Source organism: Nostoc sp., from assembly GCF_036916575.1.
Lineage (GTDB): Bacteria > Cyanobacteriota > Cyanobacteriia > Cyanobacteriales > Nostocaceae > Nostoc.
Genome location: NZ_JBALGC010000151.1, coordinates 1 through 11,106 on the forward strand (window position 1 = coordinate 1; position 11,106 = coordinate 11,106).

The following is an 11,106-nucleotide window of genomic DNA, read 5'->3' on the forward strand; positions in this document are numbered from 1 at the left end:
TGTAAATTATACAGCTATGATTACGTTCGTCGAAGACGTTGGCGCAGCCATCGCCTCCATTTTATTATGGTTATAGTTTGAAAACACGCCCTAGCGTCAAACCCGAAATACCGCCGCCGACAATAACTACATCGCAGTTCGCCAAAGATGGATTTGGCGATGGGATAATTGCTGGGAACTCAAAATTAATCGTCATGCAACCTCTACCTAACCAAGCTTGAGCGAGTTCCCTTAGCAAGGTTTCTATTCATCAATTCTGTACGTGAATTCGCCCGCACAGTGCGGAACATGCCAAATCGGCACAGTCCTGTACCAAATGCCAGACGCATCAGCAATAAAGTCGGTACTTCGCGCACAGACTTAATGAAACCAGACAGTCCAAAACGCAGAAATCCGCTTGGTCGAATTACCCCTTGCCAGATGGAATCTAACCAAGAAGGAAGGGTTTGTTGCGTCCAGTCTGCCGTTATTACCTCCCCTTCCACTAATCCCGTTGCTACCAAAAGCTCGGAGAATCCCTCAATGCTAGAAAAAGCTGGATGAGACCACTGATCTAAGAGTTGCCGCATTACTGGTTTTTCCCAAAAATTTAGCGGCTTTTGGTGGTTATCCCTTTGATTCCAGTCAGCGACAACCAACACTCCACCAGGTTTTAGCACCCGCATTAATTCTCTTGCAAAAACAGCTTTATCAGGCATGTGGGGGCCTGCTTCGATTGACCAGACCACATCAAAGCTGGCATCTGCAAACGACAATGCCATTGCATCATCGACTGCAAAGTGGGCGTTTAGTTCTTGGGGTGTTAATTCCTGGGCACGTTTCACCTGCTGTGGGCTGATTGTAATTCCTGTGACAGCAAACCCATAATCTCGCGCTAAAATGCGACTGCTGCCCCCGATACCACAGCCAACATCTAAGACGGTAGTACCATTCGGCAATTTATCTAGACCACCCCATTTAACCATGTAATGTACAAAATCAGATTTAGCTGCCAAAAAATCTTTTCGTCGTGGCGGCAAACCGTAATGACCGAGGTGAATGTGTTCTCCCCAGTAAAACTCTAGGATGCTGTCAAGCGTCCATTGGTCGTAGGAATTGGCGACTGTGGCTGAGGATTGATACTTACGAGCAGTTAGGAAATAAACCGCAATTCCAATTAGTAAAACTAGAAGAGAACCAATTGCAAAATAAAGTAATAGAGTTGACATTGTTGTGAAGGCTTTCTATGTAGCTAATTGTTGATAGATTTTGGTGTGTTTATGGTTCATCCCGAATTAGACGAGCGATAGCAATAGTAGTCTTACTATACGTTGAACTTGCGATATTTTGCCAACCTCGAATCATTTTCCTGGGGTTTAGAAAGGGTTTCTGCTTGTCTTCTTTAAAATCCGTTTGTTTTACAAAAGGATGAACAGTAGTAGGAATCTTCCCAGCTCGGTGAAGATAAAATTTCGGCATGATGATTAACCGAGTCAGAATTTAACGAAAATACACTGAAGTATATGCACGTCAGATATAGCACTCTCAAGTTAGTGCAATATCTTGTCGAAAATTGCTCAGATTTCTAAGTTCAAATAATTACCTGACTACTCACAAAGTAATTACTAATCAAAATTTAATATTAAAGCTTCGGCTTCGCTCAGCTTTAACGTCGAGCAAAGTCGAGACGTTAATTATCTGTTTCGTGGAAAGCCGCTATTTGTAGCGTTTTAATATGCGGTGCTTTCAAAATATCAGACTTGGTGATCGTCATGTAATAAACCATCCGTGCCTCGCAGATGTACAAAATTTACAAATAAACTTCGGCGGGCATTCTGACTCACAAGGCAAGCCTTGATTACAGCTGCGGGACAGCGCCGGATTCACACCGGACTTTCCCCCTTACGTCTGATGGCTGACCCCCATCAAAACCGAGATTCCTTTGCATATTAACACAACTGTGATTTGCTTGCGTAAAAATCAATGGTCGATCTATACTGGCATTCGTCATCAATCGGGGCAAGTTCAATTCTTTACCAAAACTTGCTCTGGATTTTTATTGGACAATTATTCTAGAAATTTTTCAACCTCACAACTTGTTAGGATTGCTAGCGTTTGGTGACATAACGTTGACAATTTTTTACGTTGCCAAACCTGGTTAACAATCCCTTTTCATGTCTTGCAATTATTTTTCTCCAATTTATCAACTTATCCAGTATGCAAGCTCCATCCAAACTCTTTGAAGATTCCACAACGGATATCTATGTTGTTCGTCGTGATGGTTCGACGACACCGTTAGAAGTTAATAAAATTCGCACAGTAGTTAATTGGGCTTGTTGCGGACTTTCAGCAAATTCTATTGCTTTAGAAGCACATTTAACAACTCGATTGCGCCCCGGTATTACCACGCGAGAAATTCAAGATAATTTAATTCGCTGTGCCTTGGATTTGTGCAGTCCTGAAGAACCTGATTGGCGGTATGTCGCAGGACGATTACACATTTGGAGTTTGTGGAAAGATACTCAAGTTAGTCGTGGCTATCGGTACGGTTACTATCCTCAGACTGTAAAAGCAAAAGTTCTCTTGGGAGAATACGATCGCCGCATTTTAATCTACACTCAACAAGAGTTAGAAATTGCCAACACTTGGATCGATCCTGACTGTGATGCCGACTATGATTATGCAGGAGCAGTATTACTGACAAAGCGATATCTGTTGCCTCAAGAGTTACCCCAAGAAGCATTTTTAACTTGTGCGCTGTTGATTGCCTCCGTAGAAACACAAGAGTTTCGCTTAACTTTGGCGCGGAGATTTTATGAAGCGATCGCCCGTCGTCAAATATCCTTAGCAACGCCCATTTTAGCGAATTTACGGATTCCCAACGGTTCTCTTGCCAGTTGTTTCATTACAGCAATAGACGATAATTTGGAAAGCATTTTTGACGGGATTCATGATGCAGCACGGATTTCTAAAAATGGTGGCGGTGTAGGCGTGAATCTGTCTCGGATTCGGGCTACAGGTAGTTGGGTAATGGGGAAGAAGAATGCCTCTGGTGGTGTCGTTCCCTGGATTAAGTTATTGAATGATACAGCGATCGCAGTTAATCAAGGTGGACGCAGAGCCGGTGCTGTCACCGTCAGTCTAGATATTTGGCATTTAGACTTACCTGAATTTTTGGAAATGCAAACTGAGAATGGAGACGCACGACGCAAAGCTTATGATGTTTTTCCGCAACTAGTTGTCAGTGACAAATTTATGCGGCGAGTAGCAGCAGATGCAGAATGGACGTTCGTAGATCCTTATGAAGTGCGAACTCGTTTAGGCATTGAACTAGCACAATTATGGGGTGAAGAATTTGAACGTGCTTATCTTCAAATCGAAGCCAGTTTAGATAAATCAATTACGCTCTGCAAACGGATAAATGCGCGTCTTTTATTCAAACAAGTGATGCGAACCCAATTAGAAACCGGAATGCCTTATATATGGTTCAAAGATACCGTCAACCGAGCTAACCCCAATCAGCATGAAGGTTATATTCCTGGGGGAAACTTGTGTCAGGAATCATGGTCAAACGTGAAACTTGGTGAAGAAGCACATACGTGTAATCTTGTAAGTATTAATCTTGCAAATTTAAAGGATGAACAGCGAGCAGAAATTTGTCAGATTGCAGTACGTATATTAGATAATACTATTGAACTTACGTCACCACCCTTTGCTGCTAGTGCCACTCACAACGCCAAATACCGCACTATTGGGGTCGGCTGTATGGGATTAGCCGACTGGTTAGCAAAACGTCACCTAACTTATACTCATCTTCAGGAAATCAGCAATTTATTTGAAGATATCGGTTACTATTGCACCGCAGCATCAATGGAATTAGCGAAAGAACGGGGTGCATATCCTGCTTTTGTGGGTAGTGAATGGAGCAAAGGACATTTAATCGGAGCAAAACCTGTAGATTGGTTTAAGCAACACGCTCTTCTTCCAGAACGCTTTTTACAACTGAGTCGAGATATCAAGCAATATGGGATTCGCAATTCACATATTACTGCGATCGCACCCAACACTTCTTCATCTTTAGTTCAGGGTTGTACAGCTAGCATTTTGCCCGTTTATAGCAAATTCTTCTATGAAAAGTGGGCAAAAGGTTCAGTACCCATCGCACCGCCTTACATTCGGGATAATTTATGGTTCTATATCGAAAATAAGACACTCGATCAGAAAAAAGTCGTCAAAGCGATCGCCACAATCCAACAATGGATTGATACAGGAATTTCAATGGAATTGCTCTTTAATTTGAACGCTGGAATTTATTTCTCCGATGAACCTGAACGATGTCTTACGGCTGTTAATATTTTTGAAACCCTAATGCTGGCTTGGGAATTGGGTTGTAAGGCAATCTACTATATTCGCACTGTTCAAAAAGATAGTTTCAAAGAATCAAACGAGCAATGTGTTGCTTGTGCAAACTAACTAGGTAGTAGGGAGTAGAGATTAAGAAAGTTTTGCTTTCAAGGATTTTTGTAAACCTCGAAGCATTCATTGTATTTCGTCAGTTTTGGTTAGAATTTATTGGAGTTTAGGATTGGTTATGTATTCCAATTGTTCGGCTACAATGAGTTGGGTTTCGAGTTCTGCCAAAGAACCGAGAGCGATCGCTATAAATCGAAGGAATTCTTGTGTTGAATCTCTAGCATGACCTTCTGCCAAATTTGATGGGATCGATACTGCCGCCCGTTGCATTTGGCTACTCAAACCATATGTTTCAGACTTAGGAAAATTTCGTGTTAATAGATAAACTTGCTTGGTCAAACTTATACCCAACTGCCAAACTTTCAAATCCCGATAACTATTAATTGTCATAGATGCTGAATCAGTGTATATATCTTTTTTAATCTTACTCCCCACTCCCCATTCCCTACTCCTACTCCCTACTCCCTTTCAACTGAAAAATGTACCAACCAAGACAATCATTAATGCCAATTAATCCCGTTTTCAATCCAAATGGAAATGATGATACAGCAAACCGTTTAATATGGTTCGGAGAGACTACGAACTTAATGCAATTAAATGATGTTCGCTATTCGTGGGCTGTGTCTCTCTACCGTCAAATGCGAGAGAATTTCTGGGTTCCCGAAAAAATAGACATTACTCAGGACGTAACAGATTACGTCAATCTCACACCTGGAAAACGACGTGCATTTGATGGCATTCTCAGTTATCTAACTTTTCTTGATTCGGTGCAAACCAGTAATGTGCCTCATATTAAAAACAGCGTTACCGCACCAGAAATTGCATTGTGCATGGCGGAACAAGTTTCCCAAGAAGCAATGCACAATCAGTCTTATCAATACATTATTGAAACAGTGATTCCCAGCGATCGCCGCACACAAGTTTATGATTTTTGGCGGAGCGATCGCATTCTCAAAGAACGATGCAAATTCATTGCTGGACTGTATCAAAAGTATGTCGATAACCCCACACCGGAGAATTATTTCGTATCGCTGTTGGCGGATTATTTGTTAGAAGGATTGTATTTCTACAATGGGTTTATATTTTTCTATAATCTCTCCTCACGGATGCTCATGTCTGGGAGTGCCGATATTTTCAGAATGATTAATCGAGATGAACTTTCCCATGTACGGCTGTATCAAAAATTGATTCCAGAAGCGATGCAAGTTTTTCCCCACAGCCGCGAACAAATTTATGAAATGTTTGCTCTTGCTGTTGAGCATGAATGCAAGTGGACAGCACATATTATCGGAGATGATATTCTGGGCATTACAGCCAACAGTACAGAACAGTATACAAAATATCTAGCAAATGCTCGTTTAAAAGCGATCGGTTTAGAGCCATTATTTGCAGAAGCTATCTACAAGAAAAGTCCCTATACTCACTTAGAGCGTTTTTCAGATACCAAAAAAGAAGCCAACACAAAAGCAAATTTTTTTGAAGCAAGTGTAACTAGTTACGTCATGTCCTCTAGTATTGAAGGTTGGGATGATTTCTAAGAAGGATTTATTATTGGTTTAGATGTAGAGGCGCGATATATCGCGTCTTTAAAAAGTGTTCCTGCTGAAATTGCTCACTCGTAAATCCCGTTAAATACAAAACTAAATTAAGGACATTATACGGAAAAATTCTTGATAACACTAAGATATATACGGAAAAATTATTTATAATTCTCCCGTAAAGAGTGGTTATACGGAAAAATTCGGTATAATACCCAAATAAGGACGTAAAAAAGAAGTTTTCCGTATATTTAGACAGAATTTCGTTGTAATGCTTAACATATTAGGATTGAGAAAAAGATTATACGCAAATTTTCCGTATAATAAATAGTTAGCCTGACTTGAACCTGTCTATGACTAACCTGCTACCCTCTATATGTAAGGCTCAGGAGTTAAGAAAAATGGAAAAGGCATTTGGGCTAGAAGTTCCTGAAAATTTGGAGGATGCCTGCGAACTTAATCGAACAGCTTTGATTGTTTATGATATGCAAATAGGCATTTTTAGTCAATTAAATGACGGCTCTAACATAAAAACCCAGGTCATAAAAGTTCTTCAAGCAGCACGAGAAGTTGGTTTGCGCGTATTCTTTATGCGTCACATGTCATTACCCAAAGAATTGTCGGGTGTCTTTCAACTGAAGACAGCTAAGGCATGGCAAAGAGTAACCTCAGTTGATGATGTAAAGCCTTGGTTTCTTCCTGACTCGCCGGGATTTCAATTAATTCCTGAAGTAACTCCACTTCCTTCCGAAGGAATTTTTGACAAAATCACAATGTCTGCATTTGAGGGAACGCCTCTCGACATTGCCTTACGCGACTGTGGCATTCAAACTGTAATTATAGTAGGTGTAGCAACTGAAATCGGGATTGAGCCGACAATTCGCCATGCTGCCGATCTTGGCTATATCCCAATCATGGTGACTGATGCTTGTGGAGCGGGTAATGAAGAAGCTGGTCAGCGAGCCGTTGCTAGTCTTAAATTTATGGGGGATGCCTTCTTCACAACTGTAGAGGAAATAAGTTTAATACTTCGCAAGAAAGCTAAAATCTAAAGCGGTTTCAGGCGCAATTACAATGCACAGCATAACAAGCGTGTTGCAGCGTAACCTATCAGCCTACTTCGTTGAGTTGCAAAGGCGATCGGCGTCCGCTGAACATGATCATTACGGGGGGACATCATCCAGGAATCCACCGCTTATTGTTCGATCTGGAGAGAGGCTGAGAAAAAAAAGACATCGGCGATCGCTATCAATCTTTTGCGTAGAGGAGTAGCGATCAACATTATTGCTCCTTCCACAGGCTTATCGATTGAGGAAGTTCAACAACTTCAGCAGCAACTGAATGAGTCTCCACAAAATTAGCCCCAACTGTGTGGCGATCGCGGCATAACAAATCGGTTGAAGCGCACTGACAAAAAAAGGTTATCGGTGTTGTCGCAAAAGCGATCGCCGCACACAAGTTTATGATTTTTAGCGTAGTCTTTATCTAAAAAAAATTATACGGAAACTTTCTGCATAATAAATAGTTATGCAGCAGATCCTTCCTTCTAAACAATTCTTCCCTTAAACTCTGATGAGGGACTTTCGTAAAGTAATGAACAATGAGATTTGGCAACAATTACTCTCACTTGAGAACCGGGATATCACTCATCAGAGGTTTAAGCGAATTCATTCACTGGATTTAAACACGTGTCGTGCACGAGAAATAAATGCTGCAGCAAAGCAGAGCCGTGAATATTTTAGAAACGCCAGCAACTCGAATTATTCTGTGCGCCCTTTATTAACCTTTTATGGTGTTGCCTCCTTAAGTAGAGCTCTTTTGCTGTTGCTCAAGCCAAGGGGTGGTGAAGAGGGTTTAACTGCAAGTCACGGGCTTGAGACAGTTGGATGGAGCGATATTATGTCTGGCGATATTGCTGCTGGGCTTCAGGGATTACGCAATTTAAAGATAGGAACTAGACCTGGATTATTTTCAGATTTTGTGACTCATACAAACAATAGAATTTCAATTCATGTCAATTCGTCAGGAGTTGATTGGTCGCTATCTTACGATGTTCCGAATCTTAGGCAAGAGTTTTCAGTCGATGACCTTTTTTCACGCACCCCTGATTTGCAGAAGGATTATTCAAATATTTCAGAAGTGACAAAATATGCCTCTATTAATGAAATGACTTACAGTGCAGATGCAGGATTTAGTGCGAAAGTCAGGGCTAAACCATTCTCACTGTTTCAAGACGTTTATGAGGGATTCGGTTACACCGTAAAATCTGATTCTGATTGGGTTACGCTGACTTGTGATGCTGATACTTTTGCCAGAAATCTCCTAATGTTCATACATACATACATGCACAAAACGTTTGGGTCGATTCCTTCCCTACACATTACTGAGCCGTTTTCCCCAAGTACCCGATATTCCCAGCTATGCATTACATATATGATCTCTTATATTCTTGGGATGTTGGTTAGGTATTACCCTACATATTGGATTTCTCTTATCCAAGGTGATAAAGGAGATTCTTTATGACCGACAATGAATCGTGCTCAGCAATTAGTGGAACAAAGCTTTCCTGAATTAGTAACAGAGCTAATCTCCGATATTTTGAACGAGTGTGATTCTAAGAGAGTACAGGACGAAGATTCTAATGATGCATAATACTCCACGGCAGCGGACGGGCGAAAGCTGTTTGTAGTTTGCCATTAAATCATCACAAGCTTATTCAATCCTGTACGTAGTCTTGTGCTGTCACCAATGCCACTTCTGCTCGCATAAACTCACGCCCCAAGTAAGCCGCATGATCCAATCGGCTCACTGGGCAAGGTTTTATTGACTCAAACAGTTGAATGCAAACTTCTTTAGCAGTTCTTCCTGTAAAGGTGGCAGTTGGTTGTCGTTCCACTTTGACGGTTGCAGGAATGGGTTTTCCGGTTTCTGGATCGACAGCCAATCCTTGCTCATTAACTTCATTGGTAAAATGTTTCGCACAGATTAAGCCTGCTTCGCGATCTAAATAGATAATGAAGTAACCTGCCGGATCGAGTTCTAAAAATCGCTTAGATAGTTTGTCGTCAATTGCTGCGATTGTTTCTATTGTCGATATCATTTTTCAACTCCAAAACAAAAAGTACTGCTCTGCTCTATACGCAAACAGAAGCCTAAGCTTCAAATTTGCTCCTATCAAAGACCGTAGACGTAGGTTGCTTCTCGTAGCGGGACTTAAACAAAAATTAAGCCCAAATGTAGCCCAAACTGGCTTTATAAGCCGCAAATACGTCACGGTTTAGGGTCAACCAATCAAAAAATCGAAAAGTTCAACAATAAGCAAGAGAGCATAAACTCTTAGATTAACCTCTGAGCCTACTTTTCTGAGTTTACTTTTACTACGATTTCACAGTTGCGTTTGTTTCCTCTCGCAAGACTTTCGTCGCTTCCACCATGTTTTTTAAAGCCGGAATCACCTCTGACCAACGACGAGTTTTCAAACCACAATCTGGGTTCACCCAAATTTGTTTTACGGGTAAATTAGCAACTCCAGTCCGCAATTGCTGTAAAATCTGTTCAGTTGTCGGCACAACAGGACTATGAATGTCATAAACTCCATTACCAACCTGATGTGAGTAGCCACCCTCTGTAATTTCTCGCAAAGTTTGATTGTTGCTGCGACTATTTTCAATCGAAATCACATCAGCATCCAACCGTTCGATATCCTTAATAATGTCACCAAATTCGCAGTAGCACATGTGAGTGTGAATTTGGGTTTGGGGTTGGGCTACTGCTGTTGCCAACCGAAATGCATCTACAGCCCAAGAAAGATATTCACTCCACCGTTGGGGCTTTAGAGGTAAACCCTCACGTAGCGCTGGTTCATCTACTTGAATTACCTTTGCACCAGCTGCTTCCAAATCTGCTACCTCATCCCGCAGTGCTAAAGCAATTTGGATAGCTTGTTCTGACCTGGAAACATCTATCCGAGGGTAAGACCAATTTAAGATAGTTACAGGAGCCGTCAACATCCCTTTTACAGGTTTTTCCGTCAATGATTGAGCTACTTTAAACTCACGTACCGTCATTGGCGCAGTGCGAACCACATCGCCGTAAATAATTGGTGGACGGACATAACGGCTACCGTAGCTTTGTACCCAGCCATTTTCAGTGAAAGCAAAACCTAATAATTGCTGTCCAAAAAATTCCACCATGTCGGTGCGTTCAAATTCACCGTGTACTAAAACATCTAACCCTAATTCCTCTTGTAGTTTAATGCTTTCGGCAATTTGAGCATCAATAGCAGCCTCATATTCTGACTGACTCAATTCACCTCGTTTATAACGTACTCGGAGTTGGCGAACTTCAGAAGTTTGGGGAAAGGAACCAATTGTGGTTGTTGGGAACAGAGGCAGAGTTATTTGGGAATCCAGCCGCAATCCATAGGATAATGAGCGCTGAAAATCATCAATCTTCAGAGTCTTCAGTCTTTCTTGAACTGACTGATTTGCTGGACTAAACTCCTCGAATGTACTCCAGGTCAACTCAATAAATTCTTGCTCTGTTTTAGTGTTGTCACCTTTTATTGTTCGAGCCAAGAAAACCACTTCTTGAAGTTTCTGTTCGGCAAAACTCAAGACATTGCGTAGCTGTGATGGTAATCGTTTTTCTCGTTTGGCATCGTAGGGAACGAACTGTAAGGAAGCGGATGGTTGAATATCTACAGATGTTTCATTTAATGTCTCTACAATCTCTTGTAATATGGGAACAACTTTCTCTGGACGAACTTGCCAAATATTTCTTGCGTCTATAATTCCTACTCCTAGTCGCTTATTTTGCGGGAAACCGTGAGTTTTAATTAACTCTAAGTTGCGTCCGCGTGTCAAGTCTAAGCTAATAGCAGCAACTGGTAAATCTATTACCCAAGGGTAGGTTTCACCCAAGTCATCAAAATAAGTAACTAGATGCAAAGGTATTCCTACTGTATCGAGTGAATTATAGACAGTTTGAAAATGTTCTTTCCAGGAATTAGCATCACCTAAAACCTGACTTTTCCCGTTAAGTCTCTTTTGCAAGCTGCCAACCCTCACAGAGATCGTGTAATTTTAACCAACCTCGCCACAGTACTTGAATGCCA

General features: G+C 41.3%; 10 protein-coding genes and 1 riboswitch. Of the genes, 4 read left to right on the forward strand and 6 right to left on the reverse strand.

The genetic code is table 11. The features are described from left to right. Window positions 1-70: 70 nt before the first annotated feature. From V7L29_RS34025 to V7L29_RS34035, 3 genes are read right to left on the reverse strand one after another with little or no spacing between them, the layout of a single operon-like run. Window positions 71-196: a hypothetical protein gene (locus V7L29_RS34025; RefSeq protein ID WP_334738245.1), complete on the reverse strand. Its 126-nt coding sequence runs from the start codon at window positions 194-196 to the stop codon at window positions 71-73. Window positions 197-203: 7 nt separating this feature from the next. Continuing rightward, complete coding sequence (locus V7L29_RS34030) at window positions 204-1,208, reverse strand: methyltransferase domain-containing protein (RefSeq protein ID WP_334738246.1); 1,005 nt, start codon at window positions 1,206-1,208, stop codon at window positions 204-206. Between the two features lie 49 nt (window positions 1,209-1,257). Further along, window positions 1,258-1,458 carry a hypothetical protein gene (locus V7L29_RS34035; RefSeq protein ID WP_334738247.1) on the reverse strand — a complete coding sequence of 67 codons (201 nt, stop codon included), beginning with the start codon at window positions 1,456-1,458 and terminating at the stop codon, window positions 1,258-1,260. Window positions 1,459-1,787: 329 nt separating this feature from the next. Then, window positions 1,788-1,930, reverse strand: a riboswitch (cobalamin riboswitch). A 266-nt stretch (window positions 1,931-2,196) separates the two neighbouring features. On the opposite strand from V7L29_RS34035, the gene V7L29_RS34040 reads away from it, so the two are divergent. After that, a complete protein-coding gene (locus V7L29_RS34040; RefSeq protein ID WP_334738248.1) occupies window positions 2,197-4,452 on the forward strand; it encodes a ribonucleoside-diphosphate reductase subunit alpha in 2,256 nt (751 codons plus the stop codon). Between the two features lie 96 nt (window positions 4,453-4,548). On the opposite strand, the gene V7L29_RS34045 is transcribed toward V7L29_RS34040, so the two are convergent. Continuing rightward, the gene (locus V7L29_RS34045) at window positions 4,549-4,842 is read right to left on the reverse strand and encodes a four helix bundle protein (RefSeq protein WP_334738249.1); all 294 of its coding nucleotides are present in this window, start codon (window positions 4,840-4,842) and stop codon (window positions 4,549-4,551) included. Window positions 4,843-4,955: 113 nt separating this feature from the next. Here V7L29_RS34045 and V7L29_RS34050 point away from each other — a divergent pair, with 113 nt between their 5' ends. The 3 genes from V7L29_RS34050 to V7L29_RS34060 all read left to right on the forward strand — a co-directional run bounded on the left by V7L29_RS34050 (window position 4,956) and on the right by V7L29_RS34060 (window position 8,513). Beyond that, window positions 4,956-5,990 carry a ribonucleotide-diphosphate reductase subunit beta gene (locus tag V7L29_RS34050; protein WP_334738250.1) on the forward strand — a complete coding sequence of 345 codons (1,035 nt, stop codon included), beginning with the start codon at window positions 4,956-4,958 and terminating at the stop codon, window positions 5,988-5,990. A gap of 401 nt (window positions 5,991-6,391) precedes the next feature. Continuing rightward, complete coding sequence (locus V7L29_RS34055) at window positions 6,392-7,042, forward strand: cysteine hydrolase (RefSeq protein ID WP_334738251.1); 651 nt, start codon at window positions 6,392-6,394, stop codon at window positions 7,040-7,042. Window positions 7,043-7,583: 541 nt separating this feature from the next. Next, on the forward strand, window positions 7,584-8,513 hold the full coding sequence (locus tag V7L29_RS34060; RefSeq protein ID WP_334738252.1) for a YaaC family protein: 930 nt from the start codon (window positions 7,584-7,586) through the stop codon (window positions 8,511-8,513). A 193-nt stretch (window positions 8,514-8,706) separates the two neighbouring features. On the opposite strand, the gene V7L29_RS34065 is transcribed toward V7L29_RS34060, so the two are convergent. Both V7L29_RS34065 and metE read right to left on the reverse strand, forming a co-directional pair. Beyond that, window positions 8,707-9,090 (reverse strand): DUF4346 domain-containing protein, encoded by a 384-nt coding sequence (locus tag V7L29_RS34065; protein ID WP_334738253.1) that lies wholly within the window; start codon window positions 9,088-9,090, stop codon window positions 8,707-8,709. 277 nt (window positions 9,091-9,367) lie between these two features. Further along, window positions 9,368-11,044: a 5-methyltetrahydropteroyltriglutamate--homocysteine S-methyltransferase gene (metE, locus tag V7L29_RS34070; RefSeq protein WP_334738254.1), complete on the reverse strand. Its 1,677-nt coding sequence runs from the start codon at window positions 11,042-11,044 to the stop codon at window positions 9,368-9,370. Window positions 11,045-11,106: the final 62 nt, after the last annotated feature.

Bases quoted from the DNA above. Each gene is read 5' to 3' on its own strand.
- V7L29_RS34040 (WP_334738248.1), top strand. From the start codon at position 2,197: ATGCAAGCTCCATCCAAACTCTTTGAAGATTCCACAACGGATATCTAT.
- V7L29_RS34045 (WP_334738249.1), bottom strand. From the start codon at position 4,842: ATGACAATTAATAGTTATCGGGATTTGAAAGTTTGGCAGTTGGGTATA.
- V7L29_RS34035 (WP_334738247.1), bottom strand. From the start codon at position 1,458: ATGCCGAAATTTTATCTTCACCGAGCTGGGAAGATTCCTACTACTGTT.
- V7L29_RS34060 (WP_334738252.1), top strand. From the start codon at position 7,584: ATGAACAATGAGATTTGGCAACAATTACTCTCACTTGAGAACCGGGAT.
- V7L29_RS34025 (WP_334738245.1), bottom strand. From the start codon at position 196: ATGACGATTAATTTTGAGTTCCCAGCAATTATCCCATCGCCAAATCCA.
- V7L29_RS34055 (WP_334738251.1), top strand. From the start codon at position 6,392: ATGGAAAAGGCATTTGGGCTAGAAGTTCCTGAAAATTTGGAGGATGCC.
- V7L29_RS34030 (WP_334738246.1), bottom strand. From the start codon at position 1,208: ATGTCAACTCTATTACTTTATTTTGCAATTGGTTCTCTTCTAGTTTTA.
- V7L29_RS34065 (WP_334738253.1), bottom strand. From the start codon at position 9,090: ATGATATCGACAATAGAAACAATCGCAGCAATTGACGACAAACTATCT.
- V7L29_RS34050 (WP_334738250.1), top strand. From the start codon at position 4,956: ATGCCAATTAATCCCGTTTTCAATCCAAATGGAAATGATGATACAGCA.